This window comes from Moorena producens 3L, from assembly GCF_000211815.1.
In the GTDB taxonomy this organism is placed as follows: Bacteria; Cyanobacteriota; Cyanobacteriia; order Cyanobacteriales; family Coleofasciculaceae; genus Moorena; species Moorena producens.
The window spans coordinates 34,350-53,700 of the sequence record NZ_GL890948.1 but is presented as its reverse complement, the minus strand read 5'-3'; the positions used below and the strand labels follow the sequence as shown (position 1 = coordinate 53,700).

14 protein-coding genes and 1 pseudogene are annotated in these 19,351 nt (G+C 42.9%); 9 read left to right on the top strand and 6 right to left on the bottom strand.

The features are described from left to right. The first annotated feature begins 7 nt into the window (after positions 1-7). Both LYNGBM3L_RS22925 and cobN read left to right on the top strand, forming a co-directional pair. Complete coding sequence (locus LYNGBM3L_RS22925) at positions 8-226, top strand: hypothetical protein (RefSeq protein WP_009149312.1); 219 nt, start codon at positions 8-10, stop codon at positions 224-226. An 18-nt stretch (positions 227-244) separates the two neighbouring features. Continuing rightward, complete coding sequence (cobN, locus tag LYNGBM3L_RS22920; protein ID WP_009149311.1) at positions 245-4,273, top strand: cobaltochelatase subunit CobN; 4,029 nt, start codon at positions 245-247, stop codon at positions 4,271-4,273. 243 nt (positions 4,274-4,516) lie between these two features. Here cobN and LYNGBM3L_RS22915 read toward each other — a convergent pair whose 3' ends face one another. Continuing rightward, a complete protein-coding gene (locus tag LYNGBM3L_RS22915) occupies positions 4,517-5,815 on the bottom strand; it encodes a family 10 glycosylhydrolase (protein ID WP_009149307.1) in 1,299 nt (432 codons plus the stop codon). 344 nt (positions 5,816-6,159) lie between these two features. Continuing rightward, positions 6,160-7,323: an AAA-like domain-containing protein gene (locus LYNGBM3L_RS22910; protein ID WP_009149305.1), complete on the bottom strand. Its 1,164-nt coding sequence runs from the start codon at positions 7,321-7,323 to the stop codon at positions 6,160-6,162. 499 nt (positions 7,324-7,822) lie between these two features. On the opposite strand from LYNGBM3L_RS22910, the gene LYNGBM3L_RS48900 reads away from it, so the two are divergent. Beyond that, entirely contained in the window at positions 7,823-7,945 is a 123-nt protein-coding gene (locus LYNGBM3L_RS48900) for a hypothetical protein (protein WP_267872079.1), read from the top strand. A gap of 71 nt (positions 7,946-8,016) precedes the next feature. Next, complete coding sequence (locus LYNGBM3L_RS22905; protein WP_009149304.1) at positions 8,017-8,334, top strand: DUF4359 domain-containing protein; 318 nt, start codon at positions 8,017-8,019, stop codon at positions 8,332-8,334. 159 nt (positions 8,335-8,493) lie between these two features. Here the strand turns inward: LYNGBM3L_RS22905 and LYNGBM3L_RS34210 are convergent, their stop codons facing one another. The 3 genes from LYNGBM3L_RS34210 to LYNGBM3L_RS22890 form a co-directional block, all read right to left on the bottom strand. Beyond that, on the bottom strand, positions 8,494-9,657 hold the full coding sequence (locus tag LYNGBM3L_RS34210; RefSeq protein WP_009149302.1) for a hypothetical protein: 1,164 nt from the start codon (positions 9,655-9,657) through the stop codon (positions 8,494-8,496). Between the two features lie 332 nt (positions 9,658-9,989). After that, a complete protein-coding gene (locus LYNGBM3L_RS22895; RefSeq protein ID WP_009149299.1) occupies positions 9,990-10,244 on the bottom strand; it encodes a hypothetical protein in 255 nt (84 codons plus the stop codon). 280 nt (positions 10,245-10,524) lie between these two features. After that, entirely contained in the window at positions 10,525-10,794 is a 270-nt protein-coding gene (locus LYNGBM3L_RS22890) for a hypothetical protein (protein WP_009149298.1), read from the bottom strand. Positions 10,795-11,038: 244 nt separating this feature from the next. Here LYNGBM3L_RS22890 and LYNGBM3L_RS22885 point away from each other — a divergent pair, with 244 nt between their 5' ends. After that, positions 11,039-11,521 carry an IS607 family transposase gene (locus tag LYNGBM3L_RS22885; RefSeq protein ID WP_044494422.1) on the top strand — a complete coding sequence of 161 codons (483 nt, stop codon included), beginning with the start codon at positions 11,039-11,041 and terminating at the stop codon, positions 11,519-11,521. Then, on the top strand, positions 11,478-12,740 hold the full coding sequence (locus tag LYNGBM3L_RS22880; RefSeq protein WP_009149294.1) for an RNA-guided endonuclease InsQ/TnpB family protein: 1,263 nt from the start codon (positions 11,478-11,480) through the stop codon (positions 12,738-12,740). The genes LYNGBM3L_RS22885 and LYNGBM3L_RS22880 overlap by 44 nt, the downstream gene beginning before the upstream one ends. Positions 12,741-12,921: 181 nt before the next feature. Here LYNGBM3L_RS22880 and mutS read toward each other — a convergent pair whose 3' ends face one another. Next, positions 12,922-15,963 (bottom strand): DNA mismatch repair protein MutS, encoded by a 3,042-nt coding sequence (gene mutS / locus LYNGBM3L_RS50535; RefSeq protein ID WP_009149291.1) that lies wholly within the window; start codon positions 15,961-15,963, stop codon positions 12,922-12,924. A 558-nt stretch (positions 15,964-16,521) separates the two neighbouring features. On the opposite strand from mutS, the gene LYNGBM3L_RS22870 reads away from it, so the two are divergent. The 3 genes and pseudogenes from LYNGBM3L_RS22870 (at position 16,522) to LYNGBM3L_RS22860 (ending at position 19,319) form a co-directional block, all read left to right on the top strand. Continuing rightward, positions 16,522-17,067, top strand: a complete 546-nt coding sequence (locus tag LYNGBM3L_RS22870; RefSeq protein WP_131827198.1) for a tachylectin-related carbohydrate-binding protein — start codon at positions 16,522-16,524, stop codon at positions 17,065-17,067. Between the two features lie 506 nt (positions 17,068-17,573). Further along, a pseudogene (iscB, locus tag LYNGBM3L_RS50530) lies at positions 17,574-18,861 on the top strand (RNA-guided endonuclease IscB). A gap of 197 nt (positions 18,862-19,058) precedes the next feature. Then, positions 19,059-19,319, top strand: a complete 261-nt coding sequence (locus LYNGBM3L_RS22860) for a MoaD/ThiS family protein (protein ID WP_009149283.1) — start codon at positions 19,059-19,061, stop codon at positions 19,317-19,319. The last annotated feature ends 32 nt before the right edge of the window (positions 19,320-19,351 follow it).

Genomic DNA, 19,351 nt, shown 5'->3' with positions numbered 1-19,351 from the left:
CAATAAAATGAAAATTCTATCTCCAAAAGCGTCATTTGATGAGTATTATACCCTTTATTATCCTAAGCGTTATGTTCCTGCCTTGCTCAAAGAAAAAAATTATTACTTACCATTTTATGCTATGGAGCTTCTCGGAACCTATCTGAGACAGATGAACTCTCCAAAAATTTTGGAAACAGTCTTTCTTGGAAGTGGGCATGGCTTAGAGGTTACAGCATTAAAATAACGAATCGCACCCTAAACTATGCATCGCATCGCCGCAACTCCAGGAGGATGGAACCCTGAAGCTGAAGGGGTTATCTTCATCGAACAAACCCCAGCACCAATTATTTTCCTGACTGCTGCTGACACCGATATCCAAACCCTAGCCGCATCGGTATCCCAACTTCCCCCAGATTTCCCAGCTATCCGAGTCGCTAATCTGTTGCAGTTGCAGCAACAACTAACCATTGATACCTATGCTGAGGATATCTTGGGCAAAGCACGGATTATCATTATCAGATTATTGGGGGGACGCTCGTACTGGTCTTATGGCTTAGAAGTGGTGAAAGAAACAGTAGAACAAACTGGCGCTACATTATTTGTTTTACCAGGGGATGACCGACCAGATCCGACGTTAACTAGTCACTCCACAGAAACTATTCCGATAGTGAATCAATTATGGCGCTACTTTACAGAAGGCGGTGTTGAGAATTTCACTAACGCTCTGAAATTTGTAGCAGATGTATGCCTAGACCAAACTAATAATCCACCACCACCAAAACCTGTGCCTCGGGTTGGGGTTTATCCATGGAAATCGGAGATAACTGCAGAAGCTACTGGCAATGTTACAGGAAATTTCGCCCCCCTAGCCCCCCAGCGAGCAATCCCTCGCTGGGGGGAAATGAAGTTAAAGTCCCCCAGAATTGGGGGATTTAGGGGGCTTGCAGCTAAAGGTAGTGAGGTAAATTCATCTGAAAACGGCTGTAAAGCCAATCTTAAAGTAGGTATCCTGTTCTACCGTGCCCATTACTTAGCGGGAAATACAGCACCGATTGATGGGTTATGTCAGGCTTTGGTAGAACGGGGGTTGGAACCGGTGCCAGTATTTGTCTCTTCTCTACGGGATCTAGAGGTACAACGGGAATTGTTAGGCTATTTCCAAAATCCCGATAGCTCTAGTAGTGCGATTGAGCTTTGCTCACGCTACGCGATCGCAGTGTTGCTGAATACGACAAGTTTCTCGGTAGCTAAGTTGGATGCTGAGGTACATCAGTTGGAGTTGTGGGAAGGGCTGGATGTACCTGTGTTGCAGGTTATTTTAAGTAGTGGCACGGTGGAACAGTGGGAGTCTGGGTTTCAGGGATTGATGCCTAGGGATACTGCTATGAATGTGGCGTTGCCGGAAGTGGATGGGCGAATTATTAGCCGTGCGATTTCCTTTAAGTCGGCGCAACGGTGGAATCCTGCTCTGGAAACGGATGTGGTGGTTTATGAGCCGGTATGCGATCGCATTCAGTTCGTAGCAGATTTAGCCATGAATTGGCTACGGTTAGGGCAAACCCTACCGAATCAGAGAAAAGTTGCTCTGATTTTAGCTAATTATCCTAATCGAGATGGCAGGCTGGCCAATGGCGTAGGATTAGATACCCCGGCCAGTTGTGTAGAGATTTTAAAAGGGTTACGGGATGCTGGGTATTGGGTTGAGAAGATTCCGGAAAGTGGCGATGAGTTGATTGAGTGGTTAACCGCTGGGGTGACCAATGATCCGGAAGGATGGCAGTTACGTTTGGTACGACAAGAGTTGAGTTGGCAGGAGTATTGGGACTATTTTCAAGAGTTACCGATAGCGGTTCAAAAAGGAATCCGTGAGCGTTGGGGAGAGTTTGATCTTAACGGTAATGACAACAAAGATGGCCAGGGAGAGATAACAGAGATTTCAGCATTTCCCATTTCAGGGATTCAGTTGGGAAATGTGTTTGTAGGGATTCAACCCTCTCGGGGTTATGATATTGACCCAGCTTTGAATTATCATGCTCCCGATTTGGAACCAACTGATGGGTATTTGGCATTTTATTATTGGTTGCGGAAGTGTTTTGGTGCCCAAGCGATTGTTCATGTGGGCAAGCATGGGAATTTAGAGTGGTTACCGGGTAAGAGTGTGGCCTTGTCAGAGTGCTGTTATCCAGAAGTCGCCTTAGCAGCCATGCCTCATTTGTATCCATTTATTGTTAATGATCCCGGAGAGGGAGCTCAAGCAAAGCGTCGCGCTCAAGGGGTGATTATTGATCATTTAACCCCTCCCATGACTCGTGCTGAACTTTATGGTCCTCTGCAACAGTTGGAGGGATTGGTTGATGAGTATTATGAAGCGCAGAGTTTGGATTTGTCTCGGTTACCAATTATTCGCGTCCGCATTGTTAAACTTATCCTTGATGAGCACTTGCACGAAGATTTGGGGATTGCAGTAGATGACATCGAAGCTGGAGAATCGGAAATTACTAATCAAATTGATGCTTATCTTTGTGAATTGAAAGAAGCTCAGATTCGAGATGGTTTACATGTGTTTAGTCAATGTCCCCAAGGACGTCAATTGCAGGATTTAATAGTAGCAATTGCTCGTCATCCAGGAAAGAATCGCATCGGCTTAACTCGTGCTTTGGCTCAGGATTTAGGTTGGGATTTTGACCCCCTAACGGAAGAGTTTTCAGTGGTTAAGGATATCGCAAGAAGTAGTATAGATTCGATATCAAAATTAATGACAAGGGAAGAGGCAACAGAGGAATGCTATACTGGGAAATATACTGTTGGTGATTTGGTTGAAGTATTGGAAGAAGAAGCATCTGAATTAGTAGAACAAATCATCACTAATTCCCCAATAGCGATTACTGATTACCGATTACCGATTAGTAAAACAACAAAACAAGAATTAGATTGGATACGCGATCGCCTGTTACCAGCACTGCAACAAACTAATCAAGAACTCACCCAATTGTTAAGGGGATTAGATGGGAGATATGTACCCAGTGGGCCATCTGGTGCGCCGACTAGAGGACGACCGGACGTTCTGCCCACAGGTCGCAATTTTTACTCTGTTGATATCCGTGCCATACCCACAGAAACAGCGTGGGATGTGGGCAGAAAGGCAGCTGAAGTGCTAGTGGAGCGCTATACCCAGGAAAATGGTGAGTATCCCAAAACCCTAGGGATTTCCGTATGGGGCACATCTACCATGCGTACCGGGGGAGATGATATTTCCGAAGCCCTGGCGTTGTTGGGAGTGCGACCGATTTGGGATGGGTCCTCACGGCGGGTGGTAGACTTTGAAATATTGCCAGTGTCTGTGTTACAACGTCCCCGGGTGGATGTGACCCTGCGCATTTCTGGCTTCTTTAGAGATAGTTTCCCCAATTTAATCGACCTATTTCACAATGCAGTAGTTGCTGTGGCAAGCCTGGATGAATCACCATCAGACAATCCTCTAGCAGCCCAGGTGAAACAGGAAACAGACTCTTGGTTACAGGTAGGGTTGAGTCAGTCCCAAGCCCAAATGCGATCGCACTACCGCATCTTTGGCTCAAAACCAGGAGCCTATGGTGCCGGGTTACAAGGTTTGATTGAATCTCAAAACTGGCAAGATGAGCAGGATTTAGCTCGCGCTTACATTAACTGGAGTAGTTACGCCTACAGCTCATCTTCCCCCAAAGGAGCCCCAGAAGCCTTTGAGCAGCGTCTCAAACAGATGCAAATTGTATTACACAATCAGGATAATCGGGAACATGATTTACTTGATTCAGATGATTATTACCAGTTTCAGGGGGGGTTAACCGTAGCGGTGCGGGGGTTGACTGGCAAAAATCCTCAAACCTACTTTGGGGATAATTCTATCCCTGAAAAGCCCAAAGTTCGACAGCTAAAGGAAGAGATTGCCCGAGTGTACCGTTCTCGTGTCGTGAATCCTAAGTGGATTGAGGGAGTGATGCGCCATGGTTACAAAGGAGCATTTGAAATGGCAGCAACAGTAGATTATTTGTTTGCCTATGATGCTACCGCTAATTGTGTGGCAGACCATATGTATCAAGGAGTAGCTCAAGGGTATTTATTTGACCCAGATGTCCAAGAGTTTGTCCAACAAAAGAATCCATGGGCATTGCGAGATATGGCAGAACGGTTACTGGAAGCCAATCAGCGGGGATTGTGGCAGTCAGTTGAACCAGATACTTTAGAAAAATTGAGAGCGATCGCATTAGAAGCAGAAGCAGTGATTGAAGGGGAAAATTTTGGCATTGTATAGCTCCGGAAGTCTAGTTAGATGCTTAGTAAGCATTCAGCCGTGAGCCAAAGCTCACCCTACTTGAGGTGCGGTCAGCCGTCAGCTTATTTTATTCAAAGGTGCGCTTGCGCGTAGCCCATTAGCTGATAGCTGATAGCTGATAGCTGATTGCTGATAGCTGATAGCTGATTGCTGATAGCTGATTGCTGATTGCTGATAGCTGATTGCTGATAGCTGATAGCTGATTGCTTACGACGCTTACATCTATTTAACATAAAATTGTTTTAACTTAGAAGCTACGTCTTCTGGATTTGTCCGATCAGGAAACACTAAAATAGCCTTAATTTTATTATTAGCCACTATTTCTGGCAAGCGATGGAATTGTTGATCAGTAATAGCAATTCCATCATAGGTTTCGGCATAATCTACTTCTTTGGTAAAATTTTTATCATTATAAGCTTGAATAAAAACTCGATCTACATTCCATTTTGGCCAGTCGGCAGCAAAATATTTTTTAGCCCAATAAGGATTATGATGACAAAGATCAAAACTAACCTTTGGGTTAGCTTGTTTCATAGCACCGATCATTTCTTGTGAAAAAGTGGTTAGCTTCTTAGTGCGATTTACTTTCCCTGGTAACTCGGCATGGTAACCCAGATAATCGTCCCATTGGACTGCATCAATTTTAGGATATTTTTGGACAAATTCCACTAAAATATCTCTAAAGAAATTAGCAACTTCAGGAATTTCTACATCCAGAATATAATGCTCGATTCCTGGATAGGTGCGGTCAACGCCAGGTACAACCCATTTGCGTTCAATAGCTAAATCAAAAATCGGGCTATTTTTATCTATTTTGATACCTTTTTCAAAGTAAGCATGAACTTCCATGCCGTGTTTGTGTGCTTCATCAATTAGCCAAGTTAACCAGCGGTCGCGAAACTGATTGGGACAACTTTTATAACCGAAAGTTTTTTGCATCACTTCACTAGTGTACATAGGACAAATATTACCCCATACACCATGAATAATCGTATTAATTCCTTGAGAGTGATAATGACGAACTTGTTTTCTAATTTTCTCTTCACTAGCATTATTAGTTACGTTATAACGACTTATATAAATTCCTCTGATTGCTTTTTTCTCCAAAGGAGTTTGAGTTGTTGGTGATGCTGGCTGATGATTAGGTTTAACAATTGGTGTTTTTAATTTTTGAGCTGTTTGAGGTTTTTGAGGTTTTTGAGCTGTTATTGGTGTTGGTGAAGGTGGCTGATGATTAGGTTTAACAATTGGCGAATTTGGGAAGGAAGGTGCAGTGGTTACAGAAGGCTTAGTAGGAGCCGAAGGTTGTGGTTCGGCTGGTGTCGAATTTAAACCAGGAATAGCTATTGGTAGATTTTGAGGAATAGCTATGGGGAGATTTTGAGGTAATTTGCTAATAATAGCGAAACCTCCTTGATGGTTCAACCACCAATAACCACCGCCTAAAACCAGTAAGATTACAGAAATGGGAATATTTGCGCATCCACATCCACTGTTTTCCTTTGACTTTTTATTAGACATGGTGAAATTCTTGCCTAGCAAGAGTTTGGGACATTAGTTTAAGTTAGTTTAAGCGGCTGAAGCAAAAAATCGTAAGCATTCAGCCGTCAGCCGTCAGCCGTCAGCCGTTGGCCACAGGCCCAAAGCTGATACGCGACACGCTGATAGCACCTCAAGTAGCGTGGCACAGGCTTTGGCCTTGGCCGTTGGCCACGCTACGCGAATGGCCACGCTGTGCGAACGACGCTGGGAAGTAGCTCATTAGCTGATAGCTGATACGCGACACGCTGATAGCTGAATGCTTACAAAAAATCGAGATATAGCTAGGGTTTTAGTCGCTTAAACTAACAGTATATAATACTAAGTCAGGAATAGCAAAATTGTTTACTATCGGGACGCAGATTCTCTAGTTGTTTGGTAACCCATTCACGATTAAAAATTGCTTTGTATATAGGGTTGTTCACCCTTAGCCGTCCTTGTTGATTAACCACCAAACCCGATAGCAACAATTCGTTGCACTCTTCGCTGTTATCCATCGGTACATCATCTCCAGCTAAAATCTGCTGATAACGTCCCAGCAATTTGTCAGCATAATATTTATTACTCAAATTATTACTCAAAAGGCGAGCCGAGATACTTCGTAAATGCTCGGGTTCATCCTGGGATTCCCAATGATCAATAATTTGATTATGTACGATTTGGCTAACCCAAGATTCCTCATTACCAGGAGCAATAGTCAACCCGACCCTTACTGAGTCTACTACCAACTGACATAGTTTTTGGGTCAGAAAGGGTTGTCCTCCTGTCCAAGCCAGTATCTCCTTGAGAATCCTTGTAGGGTTACCCCCTGTTCCCTCTAATCCCTTGGCAAGGGGATATGCTTCATGGAATTCAAAGCCATGTAGTTCTATGGCTTTCCCGATATTAAACAGTGTCCGCTTTTTGCCAGTAATCAAATCCCTTGGCTTAGCTACTCCGAACAAAGCAAAGACAATGCGATTATAGTCGGGATTAGTTGCTCTTTGGTTATAGCAGAATCGGATCAGGGCCAAAAAATCCTCAACCGGAAAAGGTAAGTTGAGAATAGTATCAATTTCATCAATGAAGATAACAATTCGTTCAGTAGTAAATTTTACCAGCAGGATATCTTCCAGGAAATTACTCAATCGCTGAAGCAGTGAAAGATACTTTTCCTGGTGCCACCAGGATTGGAAATTAAAGTGACCGAATAACTTCAACCCTCGTACTAACTCAGCCACCACTCCTTTGTACCACTGAGTTGGGGTAATTATTTCGCTACCGATGCGCGTCATATCAATAGTACTGCATTTAAATCCTTCTTGTTCTAGCTGATGTCTGATTCGCACCGCTAGAGAAGACTTACCCATTTGTCGGGGAGCCATAACATAACAAAACTCACCCCTTTTTAAGGCGTTATAGAGTTGGACATCTGCTTGTCTTTCTACATAGCTAGGCGAATCACTGGCTAGACTACCACCGACTTGGTATCGAGGGTAATTATTAATCATATTGTTTTATTAATTATGGTCTGTTATTCCGACATAAATCAAAGGATTTTACTTTGATCAAAAAAATAACTCATAACCAGATTACTATAACGTTACTAGATAAAAAATATAATCATAGCTTGTGAATAAAGTGTGAAAATACCGTAGTAATTGGAATTGTAAAGTTTACTATTTTAGGGAACGGGGAACTTAATATCGGCGAAAATAGAATTATATCAAGTCCGGTTAATCATTTGGAAAATAGCCGATTTAGCAGCAATAGCAATCAAGAGGTTAGATTATCCGGAATAGACCCACAACGTAACGAAAAAATATTTAACAAAGGAATTTAACTGGGCTTTCCCTAGGTCGAGCTTAGATCAAATCCGGTTGACTAATCATCCTATGGCTGACCGGGTAGAGTGCATCTCATTAAAGCTGTTTGACCCGGTGAGTGGAACCGGCATCTTTTAGGTGCGCTTTCCGCATCTAATTATTAAATTCGCCACGGGTCGCACCTGTGGAACGGGCATCAGGCGTGGAACGGGCATCTTGCCCGTTTCAATTTCCGGGCAGCAACCTAACACTGGCGGTGCGTTACGGGGCGGACTATCCCAAGGCTGGCGGTCGAGGCGAACAATAAGGGCAAGTCCGCTCCTAACACACCCTACGCACCCTACGCAACTAATTACCAACATTTAATAACAAGAAATTATGTATCAGCGCATCAATAACACCGTTTTCTTAGCTTTAGTGTCCAGCATTATGGCACTCACCAATCCAACTAAAGATGCTTATCTTGATCATGCGTCATGGCACTTACACGATACTTACTGCCAGCAGAAATCCCTTCCTCTTGGGGTAAAAGCAGCTTGTTTTGTCGGTAAACCTTTACCACCTGGTGCAGTTAAGCCAGTGATCGAAAGCTACACTCGTCACCAAAACTATTTTCTTTTCAGTATCTATACCACCAACTTCTGGGGGAAAAAATTCCACACTGTTGGGCTAGGGGGCAAATTTTTTGTGTTTTAATTATATAAGCATTCAGCTATCAGCTATCAGCTATCAGCTATCAGCTATCAGCTATCAGTTATCAGCTATCAGCTATCAGCTATCAGCTATCAGTTATCAGCATATGCCCTAGGCGCATATGCTTACTTAATTCTATCAGAATTGCAGCCCTATAAGAAACTATGATCGTGGAAAATCTTCTATATCAAGGGATTCATAGTCTAAATCAGAGGCTGTAAACCGATATCTTTTACCTCGTTCTAAACTCCTGGTTTTGATAGTACATTCTTTAGCCTTGCTTCCATCCTCGGTTCCTACAGAGCAAGATTCAAACTTTATGTTTAAAAAGTTATTGGTATAGATTTTATCGCTTCCTGATGACAATTTTTGTATCCTATCATTGATCCAATACTTTACCGAGTAGGGAGTCTGATTGGATATAAGTGTAGCAACTTCAGGGGTATTTGGCATGAGAAAGCTTCGGAGAACCCAGTTGCTCCGACATTTGTACTTAGTAAGAGTCCTGATATCAGCACACAAAGACATAGGAACTTCTGAGTTCATACAAACTGATTTGGTAATAGGATACGAATCTCTTTGTCTGACATCCACATTTCTTTTAATTACAGCAGTGAAAACTCCAGACTCAAGTACACGATCGCGTTCTTTAATCTCGTACTCAAATGTATTCTCTCCGTCTAAAACGTGAAATTCTTTACTATCATGTCTTGTTCCAAAACTCATCCGTGTCCCTTCTGAAGATCTACCCTCATCGTACTCTCTGTCAGTGTAAGGAAATGGGTCACTAGCTACTCCTCTGGTAATATTTTTAACAATTACACGTCTTTTACGAGCTGGTGGAGTAGTACTGGAAGTAAACCGGGCTTCCCGAGAAGACCAGCTGTAACCTGGGCACTCACCTTTATACTTAGTTTCGTGAATTTCTACTTGATTGAGTTCTCGGCTACCTAAGAACTCCCATCCGATTTCAGGTGCAGGTTGTATTTCCGAACCCTCTTCAATTCCTATTTCAGGTGCAGATTGTGTTTCCGAACCCTCTTCAATTCCGATTTCAGGTGCAGGTTGTATTTCCGAACCCTCTTCAATTCCTATTTCCGGTGCAGGTTGTGTTTCCGAATCCTCTTCAATTCCTATTTCCGGTGCAGGTTGTGTTTCCGAATCCTCTTCAATGGGCAATTGTTTTAGTGGCGGCAACTGTGCTAGTGAGGGTGCTCTAAAAAACGTCAAAACCAGACTAATGCTCAAAGCAGTGAGCAACAAAAATTTGCTATTTGATGTGATTTTATTAACTATTTTGTTCCATAATCGATTGATTTTAAGCATCAGAAAAATTTAATTTTGTTAATGTATTTAAATGTCAAAAAATACGTGTTAGAGTTTGCAATTCCACTTATCGTATCAATTAGATCTGAATTTAAAGTTCGATCATTTCCTTGAGTGTGTTAAGACTAAAACCAGCAAGACGCTGAGCCTCACCCAGATCAGAAAAGCCATGCTTATGATACAAGTTGAGGTCAAAGTTTCCGACAATTGCTCAAATCTTTAGCAGTGCAATACTAGCAGGGCAGATCACTGGCGCAATCAGAATGAAATAGCCCTGAATGATCAGCAATAGTTAGGAAAGTGGTTTACCATCTTCCTGAGCTATCTAATAATTAGCGAAGAGGATGGTAAGTTGCTTGAGGAGCTATCTGTTGAATACTGCTATCTACCTGCGGTATTGATGCAATTAAGCCATCGAAAACGGCAAGTAAAAACATAAAAAACAAGAAACTCATGGGAATCGAAATAATAACTCCGATCAGTGTCTGTCCTAAATAATTCCTAATGGCTAGCCCCATCAGATGATCAACTCCATAGTCGATCTGCCAATTTCCTTGTTCATCTTGATAGACGTCTTTAACTTTCATAAGTTTCCTCACTCATTCAATAAAGTATAAAAATAACTACAAAGCTTATAGGTGATATTCCGCAAGTTAAACCAAAAATAATTTTATAAAGTCACTAATCGTAGGGTGGGCAGTGCCTAGCAACGTGGTTTGCAAGCTTCATTATCTGTCTGATGCACTGCCCACCCTAAATGAACCTTACTCATCCTACAAAGCTTATAGATAAAATTCCGCAATTCAAAACAAGGTATTTTTATTTAATTGAATCCCTGGCTATTTAAGGGGTAATCGATCATTTAAACTACTCATTTACTATAATCATTATAAGAGAGCCATTTTCTTGAGGAACTATCTGTTGAATACTGGTATCTACCTGCGGGATTAATTCAATTAAGGCATCGAAAACGGAAAGTAAAAACATAAAAAACAAGAAACTCATGGGAATCGAAATAATAAATTGGGTCAGTGTCTGTCCTAAATCATTCCTAATGGCTAGCCCCATCAGATGATCAACTCCATAGTCGATCTGCCAATTTCCTTGTTCATCTTGATAGACGTCTTTAACTTTCATGATTAGCCTCGCTCATCCAATAACTTAAAAAAAAAAACAAATCCACAAAATTTCTACATCACATGGCGCTATAATCGAAGATGCTACCCTTTAGAAACTAAAGGTTTATCGCTATCAAGAGTTACAGGTGGCGTAGTATCTAGTCACGGAGCTGCTCCCCAAATTGATTCGTTAAGGCTTGTGACAGTTAACAAAAACCTCCACTAATCTACCACTTACTATTAAATTATGGTAGATTAAGGAGATGGCATTAATACCACTCCGTAAGGCGGTCGAACTTACGGGACTCTCCAAGAACACACTAAAGAAGTATGCAGACAATGGGACACTCAGATGCGAAAGGACACCAGGAGGGACTAGACTCTTTGACTCAACAGATCTTCTCCGTTTTGGAAAAGCTCCAAAGTCTGACAAATTGCGCTGTTACACCATCTGTTATTGCCGAGTCAGTAGTACAAAACAGCGAGACGATCTTGCCCGCCAAGTCGCTTACCTCCACTCTCTCTTCCCGGAAGCAGACATCATCTTTGACATCGGTTCCGGTCTCAATTACAACAGGAAAGGGCTTAGAACCATACTGGAACGAGTCGTGTCTGGAGATCAGCTCACGGTTGTTGTTACCTGTAGAGACCGACTTACCCGTTTCGGGTTTGAACTCATTGAGTACTTGGTCGGTCTCAACGGTGGAAAAATCCTGGTTCTCGACCAACCTGAAAGTTGTCTTTGATCAGAACTTACCGCAGATATTATCTCCATCATTCACGTCTTATCCTGCCGGGTTCACGGACTCAGAAAGTACGGTAAAAAAATCAAAGAAGATTCATCTGTTCCTAAACCCTGAACAGCGAGCAATTATCCGTAAGTGGTTTGGAGTGTCCCGTTATGTGTTCAATAAAACCATCAAAATCCTCCAGGATGGCGAAACAAAAGCTAACTGGAAAGCCATTAAAACTGGCATTTTGAATGACCTACCCGAATGGTGCAAGGAAGTCCCTTATCAAATTAAATCGATAGCGATAAAGGATGCTTGCACCGCTGTTAGGGAGGCCAAGAAAAAGTACAAGAAAACGTTTCAAATTCAGCGAGTAAGGTTTAGGTCTCGCAAAAATCCCATTCAATCTTGCTATATACCCAAGTCAGCAGTTTCGACCTTGGGGATATATCACACTAAATTAGGAGAGATAGGATACACTGAAAGCCTTCCTGATCAGGTATGCGATAGTAGGCTAACCAGTAACAACGGGAATTACTACCTAGTTGTCCCCTATAAAGAGACTAAAAAGAAAACCGAAAACCAAGGTAGAGTAGTCGCTTTAGATCCTGGAGTCAGAACTTTTATTACTTTCTTTAGTGAGACATCTGTAGGAAAAATTGGAAATGGAGACTTTTCTCGTATCCAACGATTATGTCAACATCTAGACAATTTGCTATCAAAGATCAGTAAATCTAGTGGTGGACAGAAACGCCGAATGAGAAAAGCGGCTAGGAGAATGATCGTCAAAGTTCAGAACCTAATTAATGAACTTCATCACAAAACAGCTAGGTTTTTGGTTGACAACTTTGACGTAATTCTGCTTCCAACTTTTGAGACCTCTCAGATGTCTAAAAGAAAGAACAGAAAAATCCGATCTAAAACTGTCCGTAATATGTTGAGTTTTGCTCACTATCGTTTTCAGGAATTTTTGAAGCATAAGGCAATAGAAGCTGGGAAGATAGTAGTAGATGTCTGTGAAGCTTATACCAGTAAAACGGTTAGCTGGACAGGTGAATTAGTCAACATTGGCGGCGGTCGAATAATTAGATCAAAAGTTGATGGTCGATCTATGGATCGAGACATTAACGGCGCTCGTGGGATATTCCTACGAGCCTTGGTAGATACACCCTGGTTGAGAAATCAACTTGCATTAGTGAGCCAAAATTTTCCCTTGAGAGATTCTGGTAGCTAAAAAGTATCGGTCTATATACTAATCAGGGCTAGCTCAGAAATTTATGCAATCGGATCTTTTTTCCGTAAGGGCAGTGGGCGGGAATGCTTTTGCTTAGCGGCTCCTAGGTCTCATCCCATCCTCGTTAAGTGATCAGCTGTGTTAACGGTGTAGTTGTTGATCAGATCACAACCATGGTGGCTTAATCATCAAAAATATCCAACTGCTCGATGGTCACCCTTTGGTCTGTCACCTTTTGGCCAGTTGTATTCCTAGCTGACAATTGTTTGCCAATCCCCTTGCGCAACCCCAGGGCAATTTTACTGTGCTTCTCAATTTGCTTCATCACCTGTTTCGCCCGATTAATCACTGAGGTTGGTAAACCCGCTAAACGTCCTGCCTCAATCCCATAAGAACGGTTAGCTCCTCCTGGCTGTACCTGATGCAAAAAGATGATTTCATTCGCTAACTCTTTTACGGTCACCTGATAATTAGCTACATTGGGCAAAATCGAGGCTAACTCATTCAACTCATGATAATGGGTGGCAAAAATCGTCCGTGCCTTAATTTCCATGGCCAGATACTCCCCGACCGCCCAAGCGATGGAAAGACCATCAAAGGTTGCTGTGCCTCGACCAATCTCATCCAACAACACTAAAGACTTATCCGTAGCATGATTGAGAATATTCGCTGTCTCGTTCATTTCCACCATAAACGTAGACTGGCCTGTTGCTAAATCATCCACCGCACCGACTCTGGTAAAAATGCGATCGCATATCCCCAAACTTGCTTCTGATGCTGGCACAAAACTTCCCACCTGTGCCATCAACTGAATCAATCCTACCTGACGCAAATAACAACTCTTCCCACTGGCGTTAGGTCCGGTCAAAATAATCAAATCAGGAATATCCGTTTCGGTGGCAGGTTGCAGGTTGTTTGGTTGCAGGTTGTTTGGTTGAAGGTTAGAAGGTTGAAGGTTAGAAGGTTGAAGGTTAGAAGGTTGAAGGTTAGAAGGTTGAAGGTTAGAAGGTTGAAGGTTAGAAGGTTGAAGGTTAGAAGGTTGAAGGTTAGCAGGTTGCTCGTTATCGGGTTGCTCGTTATCGGGTTGCTCGTTATCGGGTTGCTGGTTAGAAGGTTGCTCGTTAGAATTTTCAACGTTCAACTCAGAAGAACCTTCAACGTTCAACTCCCCGTCAACCTTCAACTCCCCGTCAACCTTCAACTCCCCGTCAACCTTCAACTCCCCGTCAACCTTTAACTTGTTTTGACCTAAAGACGCGGAATTCGGGACAAACAAGCCACTGGGCAAGGACTGTTCCACCACTGGATGCCGTCCATCTATAATCCGAATTTCCCGGCTTTGATCCATATCGGGACGACAATATCCCTGATAAACAGCGACCTCTGCTAATCCACACAACACATCCAATGCTGCTACCGCCCGAGACACACCCCGAATCCTGTCAGCTTCCAGCCCTACCTCATGGCGCAAGCCCACAAAAATTTCATACTCTAAACGATTCAAATCCTCCCGGGCCGTGAGAATCCGTGCTTCCCGTTCCTTCAGCTCTGGGGTTATATAGCGCTCTTCATTAACTAACGTCTGCTTCCGAATATAATCATCTGGTACCTGAGCTGTCTTAGCACGAGGTACACTAATGTAATATCCAAAGGTCTTATTAAACCCTACCTTCAGCTTGGGAATATCTGTCTTTTCCCGCTCCGTTACTTCCAAATTAGCAATCCACTGCTGATCCTCCTCGGCTTGAGCACGCATTTCATCCAACTGCTGATTGACCTGAGGCCGAATTAATTTTCCCTCAGTCAGATGCAAGGGTGGTGACTCTACCAGATGCTCCTGCAGTGTGTGCCCTAACTCTTCCAATTGTGGCGGTACATTCTGCATCACTTTCAGATAGGGAGAAGAGCCATAAGCCGCTAGGTCAGCTAATTCCGGTAACCTCAACAGAGAATCCCCTAAGGCTACTAAATCTCTGGCATTAGCTCTACCAGAACTTGCTTTCCCTGTCAACCGATCCAAGTCATAAATTTTCCGAAGCAGCTGCTGTAAGTCCTGGCGCAGTCCAGTATTGTCCACTAATTCCGCGATGGTATCATGTCGCGCCCGGATTCCCTTAATCTCTAGTAATGGTTGGAGTAGCCAGCGCCGCAATGCTCTACCTCCCATGGCTGTACTGGTTCGATCTAGAGCCCAAAGCAGGGAACCGTTAAAGGTGTTATCTCGGACAGTAGCAGTAATTTCGAGATTGCGACGAGTCTGGTGGTCGAGAATTAAATAATCAGCAATGGTATAGGTCCGTAATATCTGTAACGCTACATAATTTTCTTTTTGGGTATCTTTCAGATATTCCAACAACCCACCAGCAGCACGGACACCAAGGGGCAGATGTTCACACCCTAACCCTTCAAGCGATCGCACTCTGAACTGTTCCAACAGTCGCTGTCGGGCTTCTGCCAAGGTAAAGTGTCGTTGGGGACGGAGTGCATAACAAAATGAATTTGGTAAACAATCCGGTAAACTCTCAGAGGTCTGACCAGGTCGTAGCATACTCCCCAAATCGGGAGCATTGGTGGGAATTAATACCTCCGACGGCTGCAAGCGCATCAATTCCTGAACCAGCAGGTCTAAATCTCGGTCTTGAGTAGTCAGAAATTCCCCAGTGGAAATATCTGCATAGGCTAAACCCCAATGATTCTTAGCAATTACTACTGCTGCCAAGAAATTGTTACGACGAGCATGGAGCATCTCCTCTTCCATCAAGGTACCGGGGGTAAGGACACGGGTGACTTCCCGGCGCACCTGACGTCCTTCTTTGGCTGCTACTGAGGCATCTTCCACTTGGTCACAAATTGCGATCGCATAGCCTTTTTCCACTAGCATGGTGCTGTAGCGGTCCAAAGCATGGTGAGGAACCCCTGTCATTGGCACCCGTCCCACTCCCTTACCAGCTTCTTTGCTGGTTAAGACCAGTTCCAGGGCTTCAGAAATTATCCTGGCATCCTGAAAGAAGGTTTCATAGAAGTCCCCAACTCTGTAGAGCAGCACAGCATGGGAATACTGGTCTTTTAGTTCAGCAAAATGGTGCATCATCGGTGTCAGCTTACTGCGGTCCACTGTCCGATGGTCAGTATTCTCAGGCGCAACTTTCCTTGCTGCTTCAGTTGCCCTTTTGGGAAGGTTATCGTTGGATTCGGGAGTAGATGCTTGAGGGGATCTGCTCATTTACTAAGCTAGAAATACCAATACTCTATATTAAGAGGTAAATCCAACTCACCCTCGGTTTGTTAGATTCATTTCCACTAAGGGTTTATTACTATATCGCAATATTTTTATCAAGACTAGGCAGCAGAGTAAACACATCTAATTGATTGATTCATACATATAGTGTTTATTGATTTCCATAAACACTATATGTATAAAATATCTTGTCAATAAGCACAATAACACCGGGTTTATTGAGAACTACCCCCAGTTTGTTGACAAGATGCGCTTACCCTGGCATTGTATAGCCTAGCCAGAATGTCTAAATTATTCTAAATCATTCTTAATTATTATTAATTTTTTATAACTTTGCTAACTAAACTATTCTCAATTGTGCTAACTAAATTATTATCAATTATGTGTATGTTTAATACTTAGCAATTCCCTTGCTGATGCCCCTATAAAGTGGAATAAATTAAACAGCTGTTGATGACAGTATTGTGTTTATTTAAAATATTCTAAATTATAGCTTGGGAGGGAATCGAATCACATTTATTCACATGAAACGGCGTATAACAAATGAAAAGTGTCATCAGACGTCGAATGTTTTTGGTTGTACTCGCTACCATGACCGGGCTATTTACAACCTTGACCCCTGTTTTGACTGAAGGTAAGTCTGGTTTTCACATTCTTTATGCCTTGAAGCCCAACGGTCAACTGTCCTACTATAGCTATAGTGGTCTACCGGATCCTAATAACTTTCAGAATCAGGGTGCGGAGACGGTTATTTCAAACGGTTGGAACGAATATGGTAAAGTTTTTTCCGGAGGTTCTGGAGTTTTGTTTGCTCTAAAGCCCAACGGCCAACTGTCCTACTATAGCTATATTGGTCTACCGGATCCTAATAACTTTCAGAATCAGGGTGCGGAGAAGGTTATTTCAGACGGTTGGAACGAATATAGTAGAGTTTTTTCCGGAGGTTGTGGAGTTCTGTTTGCTCTAAAGCCCAACGGCCAACTGTCCTACTATAGCTATATTGGTCTACCGGATCCTAATAACTTTCAGAATCAGGGTGCGGAGAAGGTTATTTCAAACGGTTGGAACGAATACCAGAATATCTTCTAGGGTCAGCCAGGTTTATAGCTCAGGGTAAGAGCATCTCAATCACGCTTGACAAAAGGAACTAGGGCAAACGCATCTAAATTGCAAAACCCTTATCCAGTAAGGATTTAATCAATTGATTTCAAACAGAACTCGATCGCTGAAATCCTGACCCCGCCAGCATGTACAAAAATAAGATGCGTTTCCCCTGGACTAGGGAGTTGATCAATCTAGTCAAATATGTCACTTAAGTTTTACAATACATCTGAATTAGGGTCAATACTCCTAGTTTAAGCCTTGGTAATTCCCGGTAACTCCTGGAATTGCCAACTAGGATGCAGGCTAAGGATTGAGTCCTACGTTGATTTGGTTATGACACCTAGGAATGACCTCCAGTTCCTGGCTCTGTCGCTAATCATTAAAGTGAAGGCAAAATGTGTGGTTAGCCTAACAAGCCATTTCAACATTGCCGTTCGCGCAAGCGTGTGCGAAGCACTTGGAACACATAACCGACTTGAGACGCACTAAAAATGCAAAATTACGTATTTATCATTGACACGAACAAACGACCACTAAATCCCATTTCGCCAAAGAAAGCACGCCGATTATTGAAAAAAGGTAAAGCGGCGGTCTTTAGGATGTATCCATTCACAATCATCCTAAAAACAGGGATTCGGCAAAGCCGACGCTGCGCGAACGATGATCCAACTATCTCACCCTGTCAAATCAAGATCGATCCTGGCAGCAAGGTAACTGGATTTGCCTTAGTCCAAAATGATCAAGTTATTTGGGGGATGGAATTAGAACACAGAGGAGGATTAATCAAGAAAAAACTAGAGTCTAGAAGAGCTGTAAGAAGCGGAAGGCGCAATCGCCACACCCGCTACAGAAAACCTCGATTCCTTAACCGTAGACGCCCACAGGGATGGCTGCCCCCTAGCCTAGAGCACAGAATTCTGACTACCTACCCAGACTTGGGTAAAACGATTGATAAAATTCTGCCCGGTCAATGAGATTTGGCTTGAAAAAGTTAAGTTTGATACCCAAAAAATGCAGAATCCAGAAATTAGTGGCGTTGAGTATCAGCAGGGGGAACTAGCTGGCTATGAAGTCAGAGAGTATTTGCTTGAAAAATGGGAAAGGGAATGTACCTATTGTGGAAAGCAAAATGTCCCCTTGCAGATTGAACATATCCATCCAAAATCGAAAGGAGGAAGCGATTGCGTAAGTAATCTTTGTTTGGCTTGCGAAAAGTGCAACCAACGAAAAGGAAATAAGCCTATAGAAGATTTTCTAAAAAATAAGCCAAGTCTACTTCAGAAGATTAAGACTAAAGCTAAACAGCCATTAAAGGATGCGGCGGCGGTTAATGCAACCCGTAAAAAGCTAGTAAAAATGCTCCAAAGTGTAAGACCAGTAGTAACTGGGACGGGAGCACAAACTAAGTACAACCGAACGAAGCTAGGACTCCCTAAACAGCACTGGATTGATGCCGCTTGTGTTGGGGATATTGAGACTTTAACTTTGATAACCTCTCAACCTCTTCTAGTAACCTGCTTTGGGCAAGGAGGAAGGCAAAAAGCGGCACTCAACAAGTACGGCTACCCCATTAGACATAACCCATTGAAGCCGATTAAAGGCTGGGTAACCGGAGACATAGCCAAACATCAAAAACTAGGGATAGGCAAAGTTACTCCCAGAAGTAAAGGAAGTTTTGGATTTACCCCGTTAGGAATGAAAGGCTACAAAAGCTGTAAACCTCAAGATATATCGGCAATACACCGAAAAGATGGATACACTTACGGCTTTTGTCAATAAATACCGGAACTTGCCTTGTAATAGCTGTCCTAAACTTACCTGCTGTGATCATGACGGTGCATCTATTTACTTCGATCTAATTTTGTCAAGTATAGTGCCAAGGGTATCAGTCTAGCCAGGCAGACTAAAATTAAACAGAACCAAATATAATAAAACAGAATAAAATAGAATAAAAGAGCTTGAACCCAAATTAATCTATGTCTGAACCATCAATTACTGTTACAGTCAAGCTTTTTGCTGCCTATCAAGAAACCTATGGCTTGCCAGAACTCCAGTTGGGATTTCCCCCTCAAACATCAGTATCAGCGGTGTTAGACCGTTTACTGAGTGAACACCCAGAGCTGGAGCAATGGCGTGAAGTGACCCGCTTTGGCATCAATCTACAATTTGTTCCCCCCGATACCCCCTTGCAAGATGGGGATGAAGTGGTTCTGATTCCTCCTGTTAGCGGTGGCTAATCGATTATTGTGCCTGCAAGCCTTTTGCCTCC